13 protein-coding genes are annotated in these 21,292 nt (G+C 64.6%); 5 read left to right on the top strand and 8 right to left on the bottom strand.

From position 1 onward, the window contains the following. Positions 1-190: 190 nt before the first annotated feature. Positions 191-658, top strand: a complete 468-nt coding sequence (locus AC3CBN_RS00440; protein ID WP_488634867.1) for an SET domain-containing protein — start codon at positions 191-193, stop codon at positions 656-658. Positions 659-750: 92 nt separating this feature from the next. Here the strand turns inward: AC3CBN_RS00440 and AC3CBN_RS00435 are convergent, their stop codons facing one another. Then, entirely contained in the window at positions 751-1,257 is a 507-nt protein-coding gene (locus AC3CBN_RS00435; protein WP_488634866.1) for a GreA/GreB family elongation factor, read from the bottom strand. A 138-nt stretch (positions 1,258-1,395) separates the two neighbouring features. Next, complete coding sequence (gene fusA, locus AC3CBN_RS00430; protein WP_488634865.1) at positions 1,396-3,435, bottom strand: elongation factor G; 2,040 nt, start codon at positions 3,433-3,435, stop codon at positions 1,396-1,398. A 417-nt stretch (positions 3,436-3,852) separates the two neighbouring features. Between fusA and AC3CBN_RS00425 the strand changes: the two genes are divergently transcribed. The 3 genes from AC3CBN_RS00425 to AC3CBN_RS00415 all read left to right on the top strand — a co-directional run bounded on the left by AC3CBN_RS00425 (position 3,853) and on the right by AC3CBN_RS00415 (position 9,402). Next, on the top strand, positions 3,853-4,734 hold the full coding sequence (locus AC3CBN_RS00425; RefSeq protein WP_488634864.1) for a hypothetical protein: 882 nt from the start codon (positions 3,853-3,855) through the stop codon (positions 4,732-4,734). Between the two features lie 63 nt (positions 4,735-4,797). Further along, positions 4,798-6,720 carry a hypothetical protein gene (locus tag AC3CBN_RS00420; protein WP_488634863.1) on the top strand — a complete coding sequence of 641 codons (1,923 nt, stop codon included), beginning with the start codon at positions 4,798-4,800 and terminating at the stop codon, positions 6,718-6,720. A 129-nt stretch (positions 6,721-6,849) separates the two neighbouring features. Beyond that, complete coding sequence (locus AC3CBN_RS00415) at positions 6,850-9,402, top strand: hypothetical protein (protein ID WP_488634862.1); 2,553 nt, start codon at positions 6,850-6,852, stop codon at positions 9,400-9,402. 255 nt (positions 9,403-9,657) lie between these two features. On the opposite strand, the gene AC3CBN_RS00410 is transcribed toward AC3CBN_RS00415, so the two are convergent. The 6 genes from AC3CBN_RS00410 to AC3CBN_RS00385 form a co-directional block, all read right to left on the bottom strand. Further along, positions 9,658-10,239, bottom strand: a complete 582-nt coding sequence (locus tag AC3CBN_RS00410; RefSeq protein ID WP_488634861.1) for a hypothetical protein — start codon at positions 10,237-10,239, stop codon at positions 9,658-9,660. Between the two features lie 132 nt (positions 10,240-10,371). Then, entirely contained in the window at positions 10,372-12,618 is a 2,247-nt protein-coding gene (locus AC3CBN_RS00405; protein ID WP_488634860.1) for a patatin-like phospholipase family protein, read from the bottom strand. 222 nt (positions 12,619-12,840) lie between these two features. Then, positions 12,841-15,105, bottom strand: a complete 2,265-nt coding sequence (locus tag AC3CBN_RS00400) for a xanthine dehydrogenase family protein molybdopterin-binding subunit (protein ID WP_488634859.1) — start codon at positions 15,103-15,105, stop codon at positions 12,841-12,843. Continuing rightward, on the bottom strand, positions 15,102-15,632 hold the full coding sequence (locus tag AC3CBN_RS00395; protein WP_488634858.1) for a (2Fe-2S)-binding protein: 531 nt from the start codon (positions 15,630-15,632) through the stop codon (positions 15,102-15,104). The genes AC3CBN_RS00400 and AC3CBN_RS00395 overlap by 4 nt, the downstream gene beginning before the upstream one ends. A gap of 51 nt (positions 15,633-15,683) precedes the next feature. Continuing rightward, positions 15,684-17,009, bottom strand: a complete 1,326-nt coding sequence (locus AC3CBN_RS00390) for an APC family permease (protein WP_488634857.1) — start codon at positions 17,007-17,009, stop codon at positions 15,684-15,686. Positions 17,010-17,154: 145 nt separating this feature from the next. Continuing rightward, on the bottom strand, positions 17,155-19,059 hold the full coding sequence (locus tag AC3CBN_RS00385; protein WP_488634856.1) for a S53 family peptidase: 1,905 nt from the start codon (positions 19,057-19,059) through the stop codon (positions 17,155-17,157). A gap of 421 nt (positions 19,060-19,480) precedes the next feature. Between AC3CBN_RS00385 and AC3CBN_RS00380 the strand changes: the two genes are divergently transcribed. Continuing rightward, positions 19,481-20,995, top strand: a complete 1,515-nt coding sequence (locus AC3CBN_RS00380; RefSeq protein ID WP_488634855.1) for a fumarate hydratase — start codon at positions 19,481-19,483, stop codon at positions 20,993-20,995. Positions 20,996-21,292 lie beyond the last annotated feature (297 nt).

Genomic DNA, 21,292 nt, shown 5'->3' with positions numbered 1-21,292 from the left:
TCACCTCAAACGATTGTTTGAATCTTAGCAGGATGACCTTGCCGTCTGTCACGGGGTCATCGCCCGATCGGGTGATCTCACCGGGGCGGCGATCACGTCCGCGTGATGGAGTGCGCCGCCGGCGGAGAGGTTCCCATTGCGCAGCGCAACAGGCATCATCGCTGGCTCCCCTACCAGTCTTAGCTCGCACATGACCCGACGTATCGCTGCCCGCCGCTCGCCCATCCATGGCAATGGCGTCTTCGCCGTCGCCCCGATCAAGAAGGGCGAGGAAATCATCGAATACAAGGGCACGCTGATGACCCATGCCGAAGCCGACGTGATGTACGGCGACGGCGGCGAAACCGGGCATACGTTCCTGTTCACGCTCAACGACGAATACCTGATCGACGCCAACCGCAAGGGCAATACGGCGCGCTGGATCAATCACAGCTGCGACCCCAACTGTCAGGCGCTGATTGAAGAAAGCGCCAGCGGTGACCCGCGCAAGGACCGCGTGCTGATCGAAACCATCCGCAACATCAAGCCGGGCGAAGAGCTGACCTACGACTACGGCATCACGCTCGACATGCCGCACACGGCGCGCCTGAAGAAGCTGTGGGAGTGCCGTTGCGGCTCGAAGAAGTGCATCGGGACGCTGCTCAAGTCCAAGCGCTGAGCACGACCGCTTCCCTGCAGCAGCGCACTTGGTGCGTGATGGCAGGGGTGCGGTGTCATCGCGGTATCGCCTTGCCGCGCGCAGGAGCGCTGCTACAAAGATTCATCCGGATAGACGATGGCGACCACCTCCACGGTGAGGTTTCCGGCGGGCCGCTGCCACACCACCTCGTCGCCGACTCGCGCGCCGAGCAGCGCCACCGCCAGCGGTGATACGTAGCTGACCAGCCCGTGCTCCACGTCCGCCTCGTCCTCGCCGACGAGGCGATATCGCGCTTCCCCTTCGTCGCCGTCCACCGTGACCAGCGCACCAAAAGCCACGCGGTCGCGGGGTTGTTGCGACAGATCCACTTCGATGGCACTGCTGACGCGCGCATTGAGCCAACGTACGTCGCGTTCCATCACGGCAAGCTCGCTCTGCTGCGGCAGCGTGTCGCTAGCGGCGCGCAGCGCATCGCGGCGTTCGCGCGCAGCGATCAGGCGCGCGCGCAACTGGGCCAGCCCTCGCGGGGTGACGTAATTGGGATGTTCGCTCAGCGGGATATCCGGCAGCCGTTCGCCGACGGACTCGTCCGCATCCTTCACGAAGGAGCGGCTCATGTGTCGTGCCTCCTGCGCCCTACGCGTCGGCGCATATCTGTTCATCACATGGCGACGTTGTCGCCGCGCATCAAGCGGTGCGCACGCCCCCGAAACGTGCGTGGTTTTCACCACGCACGCCAGCTCGGTGGGTGCGGATCAATCCTCTTCCACGTGGGGCTTCCAGGCCTCGGTGAGCTGTTTCTGCACCGGCGAGGGCACCGGTTCGTAGTGGCTTAGATCCAGGCTGTAGCGACCACGACCGCCGGTCATGGCCTTCAGCTCGGTGGGGTAGTCGGTGAGCTCGGCCAGCGGGGCCTGTGCCTTGATCACCAGCTCGCCGCCGCGCAACGAGTCGGTGCCAAGAATGCGGGCGCGCTTGCCGGCAAGGCCGCCGGTGACGTCGCCCACGCTCGACTCGGGTATGGCCACTTCCACGTCCACGATGGGTTCGAGGACGATCGGGCGCGCCTTGCCCACTGCATCGAGAAACGCTTTCTTGCCGGCGCTGACGAAGGCCACTTCCTTGGAATCCACCGGGTGGTATTTGCCGTCGTACACGGTTACGCGCAGGTCCTGGATGGGATAGCCGGCGATGGCGCCGTTCTCCATGGCTTGGCGCACGCCTTTCTCGATGGCAGGCAGGAAATGGCCGGGAATGACGCCGCCTTTCACCGCATCCACGAACTCAAAACCCGCACCGCGCTCAAGTGGCTCCACGCGCAGGAACACTTCGCCGAACTGGCCGGCGCCGCCGGTCTGCTTCTTGTGCCGGTGATGGCCGTCCGCACGCGCAGCAATGGTTTCGCGATAGGCGATGCGCGGCGGGTGCGTAGTCACCTCCACACCGTAGCGCTCCTTCATGCGTTCCAGCATCACTTTCAGATGCAGGTCGGATAGCCCACGCACCACGGTTTCGTTGAGTTCCTTGTGATGCTCCAGTCGAAAGCAGGGGTCTTCCTCTCCCAGCCGCGTCAGTGCCTGCGAGAGCTTCTGTTCCTGACCCTTGTGCTTCGGCTCGAGCGCAAGGCCGAACATCGGTTGCGGGAATCGCATGGGTACGAGGTGAATGCTGTCCTCGTCGTGCGAGTCATGCAATACGGCATCGAAGTGGATTTCCTCCACCTTGGCGATCGCCGCGATGTCGCCGGGAATCGCCAGTTCGATCTCGTCGTGCGTCTTGCCGCGCAAACGGAACAGGTGGCCCACCTTGAACGGCTTTTTGCTGTCGTCGATTAACAGCTGCGTATCGCGACGGATCGTGCCTTGCCACACGCGGAACACGCCAAGCTTGCCCACGAATGGGTCGTTGACGATCTTGAACACGTCGGCGATTACGTGCTGCGAGGGATCGGCATTGACGGTGATGCGTTCGTTGTCGCCATTGAGGAAATGCGGTGGATTGCCTTCCGATGGACTGGGCAGCAACCGGTCCGCCAATTGGAGAAACTCTTTCACGCCAGCGCCGTTGCGTGTGCTGACGAAGCAGATCGGCACCAGATGCCCTTCGCGCAGGCATTGCTCGAAGGCGTCATGCAGTTCCTGCGGGCTGAGGTCGCCTTCGCCCGAATCGAGGTAGTGACCCATCACGGTTTCGTTGATTTCCACGACCTGGTCGAGAATGCGCTGGTGCGCCTCGGACAGCGACGAGAAATCCGTGGTGCCCTCGCTGTGGAAGAAACAATCGAGTACCAGCTTGCCGCCCTGCGCTGGCAGGTTCACGGGCAGGCACTGGTTGCCGAACTCCTCGCGCAATGCGTCAACCAGCGCGCCAAGCCTGGCGCCTTCGAAGTCGATCTTGTTGATCACCAGTACACGTGCCAGACGGCGCTCGGCGGCGCGCTCCATCATACGTCGCGTGCCGTATTCGATGCCGTTGCAAGCGTTGACCACGATCGCCACCGTTTCCACGGCAGCGAAGGAAGCCAGCGTGGGGCCGCGGAATTCCGCGTACCCCGGGGTATCGATGAGGTTGATGTGGCTGTTGCCGAACGGAACGCTGGCGATGGCGGTGTCGATGGAATGGCTGCGCGCTTTTTCCTGGGCGTCGGTATCTGACTGCGTGGTACCGCGCTCCACCGAACCCTGGACCTGGATGGCGCCGCCTGCATGCAGCAGAGCCTCGAACAGCGTGGTCTTGCCGGCGCTGGCATGTCCGGCGAGTGCGATGTTGCGGATGTTTTCCGTGTTGTACGACACGATGCGACCCTCCTCTGGCGAGGCGCGGTTTCGTGCCGACGATGACCTGCGGCGCCGCACGAAGCCGCGCAAGCGGCTGACGATGGCGGGCCGTCATGGTCGTCCAGGCGTGCGGGACGCGGGGGCGGTCATGGCGGGTACGGCCGGGGAGGCCGTCTGCGTAGATTTTCGCTAATACCCAGCGGGGTCAAGCTGCAGTGCGGGGAAGGGGAACCCTCGGGGCGTGTCGCTTGTCAGCAGAAGTCTCCCCGCGCATGGCTAGAAGGACGCTGGCCGTGCGGTTGTTCCCCCGACGCAAAGAAGGGACTCCCCATCGAGCACACCGAGCAGGTCGAACACCATCGCTGGACGCCACCCGAGCCGAGCACGCGCGGGCTGGCGCCTCTCGATGGCCCCACGCGCGCGTTGCTGCATCAGATGCGCTGGCGCAAGGCGCCACCCAGCCGGGGGCGCCGATGGTTGGCGCTGGGCGTTGTGCTGGTGCTGCATGTGCTGTTTGCGCTGCTCACCTGGCACGAAATGCGGGTGCGCGACCTGCGGGAGGCAGGCCATGTGCGTCAGGATGCGCTTCAGGTGCGCCTGATTCCCCACATGCCAGCTGCCGCGCCGGTCGCTCCGCCGGAGGTGACCTTGACGCCACCGCCACCGCCGCCACCCCGCAAACCTCCGGTCGTGCATGAACCGCCCGCGAAGAACGCGATGACGGTGACCATGCCTGAACCAGCACCGGCCGAGCCATCCACGGTCGCGCCCGCGCCATCGCTCTACGACGCGAACGGCCAGCCGCTGTTGCCCGCTCCGGTCACCAGTGCGACCACCGCAGCCTCCGGCTATGTGCAAAGCGCACCGCGGGGCGACAGCAAGGTGATGCGGCACGACAACCCCATCACCTATAAGGCGACGCGCTTCGACAAGGACTGGTCACAGGGCGGCGGCAGTTCCGTGGACGACGCCCTCAAGCGCGTGGTGGAAAAGAGCACGGTGGAGCACACCTTCCACGTTGCGCCCGGTGTGCGCATTCATTGCGCCGTATCGCTGGCGGCGCTCGCGGGCGGCTGCGGTGGCGACCCGCCACCGACGCCATCGGCCAAGAGCGCGGACATGCGCCTCAACATGGCTCCTGCAAACGCATTGGCGCCGGGGGAGCCAGCACCGAAGCCGCCGACTGTGGACGAATGCATTGCCATCTACCGCGCCGACAAGCCGTTGCCGCAGGGTTGCCCTGTCGATACGCCCACGCGCTCAGTGGATGCCGAGTTGCGCGAGCGGGCAGCGCACCCAGCAGACCAGGGCGGCTGAGTCTCTGGTGGTCGCCGCGCGCGAGCTTCTAGAAACGTCATTGGCGCCCGCTACACTGCGCCCATGGACAGGGAATCCGAGAGCCGGCTGACAGTGACGCTTCCATCGCCCAAGTCGGCGGCGGAGAGTGCATTCGTCTATCGCCGCCGACGCGCGGAGCGGCCGCGCGAGCGCTGGCTGCGCATCCTGGGGCTGGCTGGCGCGCTGATTGTGCACCTGGTGTTCCTGTTCGGCGCGATCCTTGGGCCTGCCTACCAGATGGAGGAGCTCACCGAATCGAGCACGCCGCTGGTGGTCCGCCTTATCGAGAAGAAGAAGGAAGAGCCGCCACCGCCGCCGCCCGTGCGTGGCACGCCGCCCAAGCAGGTCGGACCGGTGCATCGCGGCAACGCGAGCAAGGCGCCGCGCACGGCGAAGCAGAGCAGCTCGTCCACGCGCACCAACAGCGAACTCTCGCCGGTGCCGATCCCCGCGTTGCAGACACCGGTAATCGCCGAGGTACCGAAGGCGACCGCGCCCAAGCCCGAAATCACGGCCGCACCACTGCCGCCGGTCACTCTGCCCAGGCCCGCGCCGACCGAGGAGCTGCAGCCCGTGCCCACGGCGCCCGAGCCGCCGCAGGTGGCTCTGGAAACGCCGCCAGCGGCCAAGCCAGTGCCACCGAAATTCCAGCCCGAACCGGTGCGCAAGCCGCAGACCGAGGGCAACCAACCCGAGCCGCCGCCGGCCTCGCTGGCGATTCCCGAATTACCGTCGCAGTCGGCACCGGTGGTCACGCCGCCCACCATCGCGATGGAAAAAGCAGCGCCCGCGAACACGCGACCGAGCGTGGCGCAGGTGGCGCGCCCCGAAGAGCCCGCCGCACCGCCCGAGCCAGAAATGCAGGCCGTACCGTTGCCGGCGCAACTGGCCCCCACCGTCAACCTGCAGCCGCAACCGAGCACGGTGGTGCCGGTGGTGCCGCGCGAGCAGCCGCGCGTGGAGGCACCGGCCATTCGCGTGGCCGAGGCAGAGCTGGAAGCCGTGCCTTTGCCACCCAACCCGCAACCGAGTTTGGAACGCCCGCAGGCCCCGCGTCTGGAAACCGCAGCACCCAAGGCCATTGCGCTGGAAAACAAACCCGCCATCGAACGTCCGCAGATTTCCGCCGCGACGCCTTCGGAGGCAGCGCCAAGCCAGAGCAGTGCGGCGTCGGCAGCTTCGTCCACTACGCAGTCATCAAGTGCATCGAGCGCGCAGGCCAATGCGGCCAGCAGCGAAACGAGCCAGTCAACCGGCGAGCAGGGCGTCAGCAGTGCACCCAATGCCACCCCTCAAGGAAGCAACACGGCGACGCCGGGGCAACCGAGCGGCGTGAGCCAGTCCCCCGCGGCTACCGGAGGCAACGGTCCCAATCTTTCGCTGCCGCCTGGCCAGGGGAACAGTCAGGGGACGCAGCCAGGACAAGGTCAGGAAGGCGGCGTCAACGGCACGTATGTGCAGCTAAAGCCGCACGGCAACACCGAGATCATGTCGCACGGCACGCCTAGCATCGGTTACGAGCCCACGCGGTTCGAAAAGGACTGGACGCCCGAGGGCGAAAGCTCGATCGACACCGCGCTGCGTCACGCGGTGGAAAAGACCACCATGCGTCACACCTTCCACTTGCCGCGCGGTGTGCGCGTGGAGTGCGTGGTGATGCCGTTGTTCCCCGTCGCATTGTTTGGCTGCGGCAATGGCGATCCGCCACCGAAGCCAGTCGATGATGTGGTGTACGACAGGATGAAGATGGCACCCACCAACCCGCTGGTGCCGCCTGCGCCGTCCACCGCACCTGCCCCGGCCATGGCTACGGTGAAACTGGACAACAGCGCGCAGTGTGCGGCGGCCCGGGTGGCAGGCGGCCCACTGCCTGGCGGATGCAGCAATCTCGATCCGGTCGTGGTGCCGACAGGGCCGGCGCGTTCCAGCAGTTCGTGGGTGCCGGCAAGCGATCAGTTCCACTGAGGCCCGCCATTGCGCCGGCGCGCTTAGGTAAATTTACGCGGCGGCATATGCGAAGTTTTGCGCTACCGGGCGTTATCCGCGAGGTTCATGCTCGTCGCATCGCAATGGCAAACAGCCGTGAGGTGCAGCATGCGCGCGATGCGTTGGCTTGGCCTGATGCTTGCGCTCGCCCTGTTGGCGGGTGCTCCTGTCCACTCGCAACAGGGCAACACGACAGCCGCGCCCCAGGGCAACGCGGACTTTCGCGCATGGCCGCATACCTTCGATATCGATGGCGTGCACATGGTGTTGCATCACCCGCAGCTCGATAGCTGGGTGGGCACCCAGCTCAAGGGGCGCATCGCCGTCGCCGTGAAAACGGGCACGCAGGTCGGCAGTGACGGCAAGTCGCATGACGTGATGACCTATGGCGTGGCCTGGGTTACCGCGCGCACCGAAACGGACAAGGTGCTGCGGCAAGTAACGCTCTCGCAGGTCACCGTCGACAAGGTTTCGTTTCCCACCGATACCGCGCAACAGTCGCGCTACCTCGACGTATTGCGGCGCATCGCGGCACGCAGCCACCAGGTAGCCAATCTCGACACGCTGGAGGCCTCGCTGGCGATCAGCAAGCAGGAGAAAGAAATAAAGAACGAGGCGGTGCGAAACGATCCGCCGCAAATCATCTTCTCGTTCAAGCCGGCGCTGCTTGTGCTGATCGATGGCGCACCCGCCAGCAAGCCCACGGGTGTGTCCGGCATCAATCGCATCGTCAACACGCGCTCGTTGATACTCCAGCAAGGTCAGCAGTACTACCTCACGTTCGCGGGCAAGTGGGTGTCGTCGACGTCGCTGGATGGGCCGTGGACAGCAGTGAAGACACCGCCGTCAGCAGTGACGAAGGCCGCGCAGGCGGCGGTGAATGCCAAGCAGGTGGACACGCTGGAGAATCCTTCGGATGCACTCAAGCAAGTGCTCGATTCTGGTCAACTGCCGGAGATCGTGGTGCGTGCGCAGCCGTCGGAACTGATCATGGTGGAGGGGGAACCGCAGTTCGCCGCGATCCCGGGTACGCAGCTCGCCTATGTCTCCAATACGGGGTCCGATGTGTTCGTCGATCAGGCGCATGGCCTCACGTGGTACGTGTTGATCTCCGGTCGCTGGTTCACCGCCGAGTCGACCAATGGACCGTGGCGCTATGTGGCGGGCGAGTCGCTGCCGCGAGATTTCGCCAACATCCCTTCGGACAGCCCCAAGAGCGCCGTGCTCGCGTCGATCCCGGGCACGCCCGAGGCACGCGAATCGCTGATCGCCAACAGCATTCCGCAGACCGCGACGGTGGACAGCCACACCACCGCGCTCCACCTGAGCTATGACGGCGCGGCGCAGTTTCGTCCGATTGAAGGAACCACGCTGTCCTACGCGTGGAATACCGAGGTTCCAGTGATTCGCGTGGATGCCACGGCCTACTACGCGGTGCAGAACGGCGTGTGGTTTACGGCGAGCAGTCCCAATGGGCCGTGGTCGGTGGCGCTGGAAGTGCCGTCGGTGATCTATTCGATTCCGCCCAGCTCACCGCTGCACTACGTCACCTACGTGTACGTGTATGGCCACGAGAGCAACCAGGTCTACGTGGGTTATTCGCCGGGCTACTACGGCACCGTGGTGAGCGATGGCGTGGTGATTTACGGCACGGGGTACGCCTGTGATCCGTGGATAGGCAATGACATCTGGTACGGCTGTCCGGCGACCTATGGCTTCGGCGTGTCGTTCGGCTGGACGCCATGGGCGGGTTGGGGCTTCGGCTACGCCTGGGGATGGGGATGGGCGTCGGCGTGGTACGGGCCGTGGTGGGGGCCCTGGGGTTACTACCCGGGCTACTACCCGGGGTACTGGGGCGGCGCCATCGCAGCGGCCAATGTCTACGGGCGTTGGGGCAATGCCGTAGTGTCCGGCCGGGTCGCTGGTTGGGCCAATCCGTGGACGGGCAACATCGGTCGGGCAGGGCGCGGCGGCTACACCAACGAGGCGACAGGTGGTCGCGGCGTGGGCTATGCCGGCCGCAACACCAACATCTACACAGGCACGACGACGGCCGCCGCAGGCGGCATCCGCTACAACCCGCAAACAGGCCGTGTGGTCGCCGGGCAGGGCGGTGCCGCGGTCAATCCGTACACGGGCAACGCGGTGGCGGGCGGGCAACGCACCGTAGCGAACACCGAAACTGGTCGCGTCACCCAGCAGGCAGGCGTCGCCGGTCGTACCGACCAGGGTGCCGGCGCGGCGGGAGCGTTCAATTCGCAGGGTGCGGGTGGTGACGCACGCGGTGCCGGCTATGTTCACTACGACAAGGCGACCGGCGATGTCAGTCGCGGCGGCGTGGTGAACGTCAACGATCAGATCTACGCCGGCAAGGACGGCAACGTCTACCGCTACGACAAGGACCAGGGCTGGCAGCAGGTCGACAACAAGGGCGAGTTCAACCGCGTGAATGGGCCGGACAGCGCCGACACGAACCGAGATCGCATGGCGCGCGACCGAGGCGCCGACAGTACTCCGTCTCAGCAGGGCCAGCAGCGCCAGCAGTTCGACCGCAGCAACTACAACAGCCAATACCAGGGTCGGATGGGCGGATACCGCCCGTCGACGGGTGGTGGCCGTTTCGGTGGTGGGCGCATGGGCGGCGGAGGGCGCCGGCGGTAGGACGCTCTGAAAAAGTATTCGCCGTCGTCACCGGTCCTGTCTGCGCGCAGACAGGACCGGTGACGACGTATTGAATTTCAGATAACGGGGTGATGCCTGAAAGACTCGCCAGCTGCGCCCCACGCCTTGGCAAGACAAGCCAGTCTTCCTGGCGCTGTGCGACACACCTGACGGTCCTTTCAGGCGTTATGCCGACGGCGAATACTGGTTCAGAGCATCCCTAAGCCGGCAACCCACCGAAGGCACTGCATGCGATCAACGCACGATGCCGTCCGCCTTCATCTTCGGAATCAGCGTCTGCGCCAGCTGCGTGGCGGTTTTGGGAATGTCGTTGGTGGCGACGTTCTCGGTGGTCACGGTCCAGATCAGCTTTTCGTTGTGCGCATCCCACACGCTGGTTTCCAGCGTGACCACTTCATACTGGTTGATGTCGGGCGTGGACGCCCACGCGCCGCCGTACCAGCCGTAGAAGCCGCCGTAGGACGGACCGGTGGACGTGACGCTGACCTTCTGCTGCACGCGTTGCACGCGCGTCACCAGTACGGCCTGCGCACCGCTGCCCTTCACCAGATCTTTCAGTCGTACGGTACCGCCATTGCCAGGTGGTATCTGGGTATAGCTGGCTGAAGCCTGCACGCCGGCAGCCTGCAACTGCTGCGCGAAGGTGTCCTCGAAGACGCGCCTCATGGTGTCACTGCGCGAGATGCCTACGACCACCACGTTGGATGCCGGCGGGCCGGCCCACGAAGGGTCGCGCCATTGGTTGGTAACGCTGACGGTCGAGCACGCACAAAGCACCAGGCTGACGGCCACAACAAACAGACGCAGGGGTTTCATGGCATAGCTCCATGGCAAAAAGCCCACTCGGAAAGGTGGGCGGCGGCGGGATTGTGCGGTGCCTTTTGTGGAGGCCACGCGATTGCCGACCATCAGGCCGACCTCTGTGGGTGCTTCCCGCCGCCCGTCCGGTTACTGCTGCGGCCGCAGCAGCGATCCGAACGTCAGGTAGATCGAGTTATGTCCGCCCTGGGCGTAGCCATAACCGAGGAACAGCGGGCCAAGCGGTGTCTGGATGCCGAGAAACATGCTGCCTGCATAAATCACAGAGCTGAGCTGGACATCGCTCTTGTCGTGCCAGGTGTTGCCCGCCTCCAGGCTGGCGCCGATGTAGATCGGCGTGGAGAACAGCGCATCGAGCCTGCCAGTGCGCCGATACAGCACGGCACGCGCCAAGGCAGTCTGGTTGCCGTAGAGAGAGCGCTCTGAATAGCCGGACAGGTTGAGGAAGCCGCCTAGGAATCCCTGGCTCTCGAAGAACTTGCTGTTGTCCAGTGCGCTGCTCGCACGCAGGCCAAGCAACAATCGATAGCGGCCGTCGGTTGGCCACAGGTCGGGCACCCAGTCGGCCACCAGGCGCGCCACGTCGCCCTTCGCGGTGGCGCCCATGAACGGGCGATACAGGTCGTAGTACAGGTTGATGTGCGCGCCACGCGAGGGGAATTGCGCGTTGTCCAGGCTGTCCCAGTCCGTCCCCACCCGCACGACGCTGTATTCGCTGACGTCGCTCGGGGGAAACGTCGCCGTGGGAACACCGATACGCAAGTCGCCGCTGTCCTTGCCGCGGGTGAAGGAGGTGAGCAGGCGCCACGTACTCGTCGGCGACCATCCGGCTTCCAGACCGAGGCTGCGGCGCTTGATGCGGTATTCGGCGAGTTGCTTGTCCCCGGCATCGTTGAACAGCGGGAAATCCTCATTGCGCAGCAGCAGAGAGGGCATCACGTACGCTGACGCCCCCTGGCCGAAGGGCTGGTAGAACTCGCTGGCCAGACCGCCGATGCGTCCCGCCCACAGCGTGCTGCGCCACTCGCCGCCGTAGCGGTTGATGTTGGTGGCGTTGAGCTCGCCGGAGATCAGGTATTCGCTGCGCCCCTGAAAGTCGTCATCCAGCTGGAACCCAACCTTGCCGTAGAGCGGTCCCCACGGCTTGTCCCTTGGAATGATCAACAGGCCGCGCGAGCCGTCATTCTGCTCAAGGTGATAGTCGATCTGCTGGTAGTTGCCGCGTCCGTAGAGGCTACCGATCTGATCTTCCAGCTTGTCCGGGTCGAAGGGTTTGCCGACGTTCTTCTCGAGACGTTCCTGGACGTACTCGGCGGTATCGGTATGTTTTGCATCCACCTTCAGAAAGGCGACCAAGCCCGGATCGAACTGTCGCTGCCGGTGGTTGGTCACAAAGCTTTGCCATTGCTGTGGGTCCACTGCCAGCGCGCGCAGTCTTGGCAGCGCAGCCTCTGCGGCCGCGCGGCCGATGGCGATCGCCTCGGGGCCGCGGTTGAACTCGCCGGCACCCAGGTCGCCCAGCGCTGGCGTGATCAAGATGTCATTGGGCCCCAGCGTGTCCAGTTGCCGCTGCGTTTTTTCCGCCATCAGCGCGCTGACCATTTGATTGAGCACGGCCACGGGGTTGCTCATTTGCTCGCGCGTCGCCAGCGGCGAGCCGACATCGACCACGATGAGCTTCTGTGCGCCCATGGCACGTATGACGTCGATCGGTACGTTGTCCATCAGTCCGCCGTCGACCAGCAATTGGTCGTCGACAGTGGTCGGTGCAAACGCGCCGGGCACGGACATGCTCGAACGGATCGACAGGGCCAGATCGCCCGATCCGAACACCACCGGCTTGCCAGCCACGATGTCGGTGGCCACGGCACGGAACGGAATCGACAGCTGATCGAAATCGTGCACGTCCCAGGTGGAAATCAGCAATCGCCGAAGCAACAGCAACAGCTTCTGTCCCTGCACCACGCCGGCCGGCGTGATGATGTGCCCGTTCTTGTAGCCGACCTCGAAATTCAGCAGGTAGCGGTAATCGGCGTCCTTGCGGCGCATGGGCATCTCTTCACGCGCAGGGTTGTCCGAGAACAGGTCGTTCCAGTCAAGCGACGTGATGATCTTGTGCAGTTCCTGCGGCGTGTAACCGGCCGCGTACATGCCACCCACGATGGAGCCCATGCTGGTGCCGGAAATGCGGCAGATGGGAATGTGCTCGCGTTCGAGTACTTCGAGTACACCGATGTGCGCCGCACCTCGCGCACCGCCACCGCCTAGCACCAGGCCGATGCATGGTGTGGTGGTTGCCATAGGGGACGTTTGCGCTGCCACCTGCGCGCAGGTGCACAACAACAGCAAGGCGATCAGTGCGGGGCGACAGCGCATTGACGATCCTTCTTGCTAGAAAGGCGGCATGCGCTGGATAGGCTGCCGGCACGGCATCGTATGACATAACGGATGCGCTGTGCGTCGATGCGGCATGCACATCAGTCGATGCACATGACGATACACATTTTCATCACAAAGCTGTCCGTGAATGGCGCGTCCATTCGCAGTGTCAGTGAGGCGACATCGCATGCAGTGCGATGTCGCCTCGTGACGTGATGGTTACAACATGCGAAGCATTTCTTTCAACAACGGCAGGCGGCGTACGCGTACCGCGCTGACGCGGAATACGGCATTGGCGAGTGCGGGTGCTGCGGTGGGCATGCCGAGGAAGCTGGCGCCGGTGGGATCGCGATCGCCCGGCACCACGATGACCTCGGTGGTATCGGGAAGCTGCGCCATGCTGGCCAGCGGATATTCCTTCCAGTTGTGCTGCTGGACCTGGCTGTCCTTGTAGCTGACGGAAAGGTTGAGCGCGGTCGACAGCGCATCGAGCGTGGCGCCCGCGATCTGGCCTTCCAGACCGGTGGGATTGATTACGCGACCCACATCCACTGCACACACCGCACGCTCGATGTTCAGGCGGTTGCCCTGCAGTGACGTTTCAATGGCATGCGCCACATAGGCGCCGTCGACATACCAGCAGGCAATGCCCAGCCCGTTGACGGTGCGCAGCCAGTTCTTCCAATCGATGCGGTCAGCCACCAGCTTGAGCACGTTGATCAAACGGCCGGTGTCGAGCGTGCGGTCGTTGCCAAGCGGGATCATGCGCGGCGCGCCGATCAGGCGCAGGCGCGTGACCAGCGGGTCCTCCTTCAGCGACTGAGCGATCTCGTCGACAAAACTTTCCACCGCGAACGCATTGCTCAGGTGCGGCATGCCGCGTGCAGGACCACGTGGCATCGCCGAGGGCAGCGCATACCAGTCGCTGCGCAAGTTGGGCACCAGCCCCGCGGGCAGCTGGTGCGCGTCCACCTCGGATACCCACAGGCGATTGTCCGGCAGGCCGCGTTGCGCCAGCGCCGATGCGCTGGCCATGCGCTGGTTCCAGGTGACAATCTGGCGTTTGCCGTCCAACGTGGCGCTGAATTTGTGCACGCAGGCCGAGCGGTAATAGTCCTGCGCGAGATCCTCGTCGCGCGTCCACATCAGCTTGACTGGCTTATCCACGGCCTTGGCCAGCATCACCGCTTCGGCCACATAGTCGTGATCGAGCCGCCGACCGTAGCCGCCGCCCACGCGTGGCACGCGGATCTGGATCTGGGTCGGCGCCAGGCCGGTAAGCCGCTGCACGACCTGCCACGCCTGTTGCGGCGCCTGCGTGGGCACCACCAGGGTGGCGCCTTCCTTGTCGATGCGCACGAGGCAGTTCATCGGCTCGGAGGTGGCGTGCGCCAGCCACGGCTGCACATAAGTGGCTTCGATACGGCGCGCTGCCTTTTTGCCGGCGGCATCGACATTACCGTCGTTGCGCACGCGCGTGGCGGGTGTGGCGTTCTTGTCGTTGACCAGGTCGGAGGCCTGCTGCTCGAACCAGGCGCTGCTCTCGCTCTGGGCGCCAGCCTTCCATTGCAGCTTGAGCTTGGCGCGGCCCTGCATGGCTGCCCAGGTGTTTTCGGCCAGCACGGCCACAGCGGGTGCACGCACGGTCTGGCCGAGCGGTACGCCAGCTTCCGGCTTGAGCTGCAACACCTTGATCACGCCCTTCACGGCCATGGTGTCGGTGGTGTCGAGATTCTCTACGCTGCCGTCGGGCCACGGGCAGTGGCTGAGCACGGCAATCAATGCTTCGCCGACATAACTGTCGAGCGCATAGATGGCCTGGCCCGTCACGATGGCGCGTGCGTCGATGTCGCCCGCCGGCTGACCGATCAGCGTGTAGCGGTCCGATGTCTTCAGCGGCACCGGCGTGGTCGGAGGGGCGATCTTCGCGGCGGCGTCAGCCAGCGCGCCGTAACCCAGGCGGCGACCGTCCGGCGCGATGACATTGCCTTCCTCGCAACGCAGGCGATCGGCGGGCACGCCGAGACGACGCGCGGCAGCCTGCAGCAGCAGCCAGCGCGCGAGCGCACCGGCCTGACGCAGGTCGGCCCATGCGGCGGGGATCGAATCGCCCAGGCCGCTCGTCTGGTGGCCATAGATCCAGTGCGGCTTGCCGTTGTCGTCGTCCACACCCAGGCCCAGCGGCGCCACGCTAACGCGGGCCCAGTCGGCGTCGAGTTCGTCGGCGATGATGCGCGGCAGCGCCGTGGCTGTGCCGGTGCCCGTGTCCGGATCGCGCGCACCGATGATTACGTTGCCGTCGGCATCGATACGCACATAGGCGCCAAGGCCATAAAGGTTGTCGCCCAGCAAGGCAGGCGGCACCGGAAGGTCCGCCGCATCGGCGAGGCGAATGCCCACCACCAGCGCGCCAGCGGTGCCCGCCAGCACCTGCAGGAAACGACGACGCGAGAGCTGCGCGGTATTGTCGTTGCTGGCGCTCATGCGTGGCCTCCATTGGCAGCGCGCTTGATCGCACGGCGCACTCGCGTCTGGCAGCCGCAGCGGCACAGGTTCGGCAACTGATCGATCTCGTTGTCGCTGGGTTGCGGATGGCGATTGAGCAGGTCCAGCGAGGCCATCAGCCAGCCGGGCGTGCAGTAGCCGCACCCAATGGCGTCCTCGTCCACGAAGGCCTGCTGCAGCGGATGCAGCTTGCCATCAGCTGCGGCCAGACCTTCCACCGTGGTGACCGACTTGCCGGCCAGTTGAAGGACCGTGAGGCTGGTTGCGGAGGCGAGTTTGCCATCGACCAGCACCAGGTCGTAGCCGCCTTCGCCGTGCTCGCCGCTGTACTTGGTGCCGGTGAGGCGCAACACGTCGCGCAGGTACCACAGCAGCGGCATCTGGTCGTCGCCGGTGTGGCGGTAGGGCCTGCCGTTGATCTCCAGATCCACGCCCTCGCGCACCTTCTCGGGCACGATGGTGTTGCTTGGTCGGGGCGTCAGAATCTGGTCTTGCGCGTGCGCCATCGGGGAAAGCCTCCTTCTTTATCCGCGCATTGTGGCATTGCGGCGCGGTGCTTAGGAGGTGACCCGGCTGAACAGGCGTCGCCACACGATGTAGACAGGAATGCCCGCGGCCATGATGAGCAGGCCGATACCGGTGTTCATCGGGCTCGAGCGCAGGCTCTGCACCATGACCAGGCCGATGGTGGCGATGAAGATCAGCGGCAGCAGCGGATAGCCCGGCACGCGGAACGCAGCCTGCGCACCCTCGTGCTTGCGATACCAGAACAGGGTGCCCACGCCGAAGGCGCAGGCCAGCCAGTCGCCGAAGGTGGCGTAATCCAGCAGCTGGCCGTAGCTGCCTGACCACACCAGCACGATGGCCCAGCCCGAAAGCAGCAGCAATGCGATGTTGGGTGTGCGGTGGATGGGGTGCAGGCGCGCCACGCTACGGAAGAACAGGCCGTCCTCTCCCATCACCTGCAGCACGCGCGCGCCGGCCACCAGGGTGATGTTGCAGAAGCCTAGCGCGGAAATCGCCACGCCGACTGCGATCAGTTTGGCGCCGGCGATGCCGAACACCCGCTGCATCACGTCGGCGGCCGGTGCGCGGCTGGCGGCGAGGCCCGCATGGCCGAGCACGGAGAGATAAGCCAGGTTGACCAGCGCGTAGGCCGCGATGACCAGCAGCATGCCGATCAGCAGGGCACGAGGTAGCGTGCGTTGTGGATTGCTGACTTCGCCGGCCAGATTGTTGAGATAGGTGAACCCGGAATAGGCGAACAGCACCGGCAGTGCGGCGCCCATGAAACCCACGTTGGCAGTCTCAGGGTCGGTGGCCAGAATGCCGTGGCTGCTCACGCCGGCCAGCAACAGGCCGCATACCACCAGCACGGTCACGGCCAGGAGCTTGAGCAGGGTGAACATGTTCTGCACCTGCGCGCCCAGGCGAAGGCCGAACAGATTGATCAGTGCCACGAAGACCAGGGCGCCAATGGCCAGGCTTACGGTGGCGCTGGCGGGCAGGCCGAACAGGGATGCTGCGTAACTGGCAAAGATCGTGGCGACCGCCGCTGTCGATCCCGAATAGATCACCAGCAGCATGCTCCAGCCGAACAGAAAACCCGCCAGGGGGCCGAAGGCTTCGCGCAGGTACACATAGCTGCCGCCCGCATGGGGGCGCCGGGCGCCCAGTTCCGCGTAACAGAGCGCGCCGATCAGGGTAAGCAGACCCGCGCCGATCCACAGGAGCAGCAACGACAACCCCGACGATGTGCGCATCGCTACCACATAGGGGTTGAGGAAAATGCCGCCACCGATGATGCCGCCGACCACGATCATGGCCGCGTCCCACGGGCGGAGGCGGCGTACGTAACCGCCGGACGTCGAGGTGTCGCTCATGAAATACCCGCTGCGGGAAATTACGGGCGAGCATGGCGTGCGCAGACGGCGTCAGCAAGCCCCGGCAGGTCGGCGCGCTGGATGTGCAACAAAAAAAGGGCCGGCCCCTGTTGGCGCCGGCCCATTGCACTCGATGGTTGATAGATCAGAACACGCTGAGGAACAAGGCCAGGTTGGTCACGTTGAGCGTGCCGATGCCTGCGCCCGGCTCGTAACCACCCACACCCTTGTAGAACCAGTTGTCGCCCGACTTGATGTCGCCGAACGCCGAGAACGAGCCGTAGCCGAAGATGTTCTGCAGCGGATACACCTGCGGATTCCACAGGCCGACGCGGCGATGGGTCGCCTGTCTCATCAGGGCGCTGATGCCATTGAGCTGCGGTGCCACGAAGCTGGTGCCGCCAAAGAACGTCAGCAGGCCACCGTCCGTCGAGGAGATCACGCTGTAGCCTGTCTCCGGGTCACCGTTCAACGAAAGATCCGGCACGTTGCGGCCCTTGAAGTTGGCCGGCAGTGTGTAGTTGATGCCGAACGGTGGGAACAACAGGGTCTGGTTCTTCTCGCTCTTGCGAATGCCGGGAGTGAACTGCTGATAGAGCGGAAGTTTCCAGAACACGCTCACGCCGCCGCCGCCGCCGACCGAGAACACCTGGTCGGTGATATCCACACCAAAATTGGTCTGGAAATACTGAGAGATGTAGTCCCAACCCCAGACGCTCTCCTTGGCAAGCGTTGCCTGCGGGCCGCCGCTGAAGCTGTAAGTGAAGGGCCAGGTGGTGCCGCCGGCGGTCGTGATGAAGGGATCAGAACCTGGGGCATCGGCGGTGAGCGGTGGTGGGACGGGGTCGGTCAGCAAGCCGCCCAAGCCGCGGACGGTGTCGTAGGCGCCAGAGTCTCCGGAAGTGGCGAACATGGAGATGCCTTGCGCTGCCGCTTCCATGAACACCTGGTGGAAGGCGAGTAGTTCGTCGGTGAAATCGACGCCGCCATTGAGCTGTGGGAAATAGAAAATTTCCGGCGAGCCCCAGCTGACCGAGATGCTATCAACCTTGTTTTCGGACACGGCCTGGTTGAATACGTCGAAGAAGCCGGCATCGGTATTGGGTGCGTCATACACGATGATGTCCGCCCACGGCGCCAGTCCACCGGACTGCTCCACATCGAGCGAGGTTTCGCCCGAACCTGCTGGACCACTGAGCGGTCCGCCGCCGTCAACATGCACCTGGGTGATGCGGTTTGGCTTTACGGGGAGCCCGATCATGCTCCAGTACGCATAAGCATCAGCCGGCACGAAATTCGCCAGCGTGGCGATGCCGATCGTCGAGCCCTTGCCGTTCACACCGGCCTTGTAGAGCGGATTGATGTTGTAGTGATTGGCGACATCGCCCACGGTGAAACTGCCTACCGTGCAGGTAGCTGTCGGGTTGCCAGTACAGGTCACCGCGGGCTTTGCAGCGGCGCTCTTGGCCAAGGTGTTGGCCTGCGCCCCTTGCTGTGGCGAGAACAGCGAGCCCATGCGATGCGAGCGGTAGCGCGCCTCGCTGCTAAGGCCCGAGGCTACCACCAGCGTGCCCGAGAGTGCCGAGGGCAGCTTGGGCGTGGCGTTTGGACGATGGAAGACGGTTCCGTCGCTGGTCTGGTAATCGTGGATAGACGTCTGGAAGGCTGTATTGAACTGCCCGATGGTGCCGCTCACCTTGATGGCCAGGTGGTTGGGCAACAATTCGACCTGGGTGAGGCCCGCCTGCTTGATGAAGGCCTGGGCTTTGGCAATGTCGTCAGCGGTGGCGCCGAAGCGGTCGGCAAACTGGTCAGTGGTGAGGAAGCGGTGATACTGCGGATTGCCCTGGGTCACCGTGCTGTAGATGAACTTCTCCAGTGCATCCTGGTTGCGTAAACCCAATACCAGGGTGACATTGACCTTTTGGCTCTGGTTGCTTGGCCCCAGGTCCGTAGGCGAATTGCTGGCAGCGAACGTAGCGGTTGTGAAGCCGGTGAGCAGCAATGCCAGCGCGGCCGCGAGCGACTTGCGGTGCAGGTTCGAGTGCATGTTCGGTTTCTCCAAGGGTAGACGGTCGCACCGGTCGACGCTGCGCCAAACGCGCCGCGCCCGCCTCCCGGACAAGCCGTGAGCCAAACGGTCGAGAACACATTCCCCAACAACCCAGGCGGCCCCCTGAAGACAATCCGCACTGGTTCAGCGAAAGCTAATCCTCTGTCGACCTTCGCGGAAGTGTCCGACTTGACGCAAAATCGTTCGAAAGCCGTGTCAGGGCTCAAAGAGAGGCGCAAGTAATTGCGCTTACGTCATTTGGCCGACGCCCGCGCGGCGGGTCCGATCTGTTGACTGCAAAGCGGCGCGACGGTGTGATTTCTGAGGTGCCAGGCCGTTTTGCGGCACAATGGAAGGGTTGTGCGTCGTGGACAGCCCGTTTTCGACGCCGTATTCCCCCGGAGTCGAAGCCGCTGCCATGACCACCATCAAGCAAGACGATCTGATCCAGTCCGTCGCCGACGCCCTGCAGTACATCAGTTACTACCACCCCGTCGACTACATCACCAACCTCGCCGCCGCCTATGAGCGCGAGGAGTCGCCGGCCGCGAAAGATGCGATGGCGCAGATCCTGATCAACTCGCGCATGGCCGCCGAAGGCCATCGCCCGCTGTGCCAGGACACCGGCATCGTCACCGTGTTCCTCAAGGTGGGCATGAACGTGCGCTGGGACGCCACCATGTCGCTGGAAGACATGGTCAACGAAGGCGTGCGCCGCGCCTATAACGACCCAGACAACAAGCTGCGCGCCAGCGTGCTGGCCGATCCGGCTGGCAAGCGCACCAATACCAAGGACAACACGCCGGCAGTGATCAATGTCTCGATCGTGCCGGGCGACACCGTCGACGTGATCGTCGCGGCCAAGGGCGGCGGTTCGGAAGCCAAGTCCAAGTTCGCGATGCTCAACCCGTCCGACTCCATCGTCGACTGGGTGATCAAGACCGTGCCGACTATGGGCGCTGGCTGGTGCCCGCCGGGCATGCTGGGCATTGGCATTGGTGGCACTGCCGAGAAGGCGATGCTGCTGGCCAAGGAGGCGCTGATGGAGCCGATCGATATCCAGGACCTGATCGCGCGTGGCCCGAAGAACCGTGCGGAAGAGTTGCGCGTCGAGCTGTACGAGAAGGTCAACGCGCTGGGCATTGGCGCGCAGGGCCTGGGTGGCCTCACCACCGTGCTCGACATCAAGGTGAAGGATTACCCGACCCACGCCGCGAACCTGCCGGTGGCGTTGATTCCCAACTGCGCTGCCACGCGCCATGCGCATTTCACGCTGGACGGTTCCGGCCCGGTGATGCTCGACCCGCCGTCGCTGGAAGACTGGCCCAAGCTCACCTACGACTCGAGCAAGGGCCGTCGCGTCAATCTCGACACGGTGACCCGCGAAGACGTCGCCAGCTGGAAGCCCGGCGAAGTGCTGCTGCTCAATGGCAAGCTGCTCACCGGCCGCGACGCCGCGCACAAGCGCATGGTTGACATGCTCAACAAGGGCGAGCCACTGCCGGTCGATTTCAACGGCCGCTTCATCTATTACGTGGGCCCGGTCGATCCGGTGCGCGACGAAGTGGTGGGTCCGGCGGGCCCGACCACCGCCACGCGCATGGACAAGTTCACCGAGCAGGTGCTGGCGCAGACCGGCCTGCTGGGCATGGTCGGCAAGGCCGAGCGCGGCCCGACCGCTATCGAAGCGATCAAGAAGCACCAGTCGGTGTACCTGATGGCCGTGGGTGGCGCTGCCTACCTGGTGTCCAAGGCGATCAAGGCTTCGCGCGTGGTCGGCTTTGCCGACCTGGGCATGGAAGCCATCTACGAGTTTGAAGTGCAGGACATGCCGGTGACCGTGGCCGTGGATTCGGCCGGTACGTCGGTGCACCAGACCGGCCCGAAGGAATGGCAGGCGCGTATTGGCAAGATTCCTGTCGTGGTGGCTTGATGCCCTGCTTCCTCTCCCCTCCGGGGAGAGGATCGAGGTGAGGGGAGGGTGCTCGCGAAAGCCTTTCTAGAGCGAGCTTTCGCCCAACGAAGACCGAGGCTAGGCCGACCCCTCACCCCAACCCTCTCCCCGGAGGGGAGAGGGAGCAGAAGCCCCTCGCGTTTAGCCATCCAAATGCCCGCAGTTTCCGAGCGGTTGCATTCCGGCTGCTGCAACGCAACACTGTCGAAATTGTTTCCCCAACCACCACCGAAGGTACTCGTGAACCCGCAAAGCCCCGCGTCGCTTCCTGCAGAC

This window comes from Dyella sp. OK584 (assembly GCF_057787755.1).
Note: the sequence above shows the minus strand (reverse complement) of the source record. Positions and strands in the feature narration are given on the sequence as shown.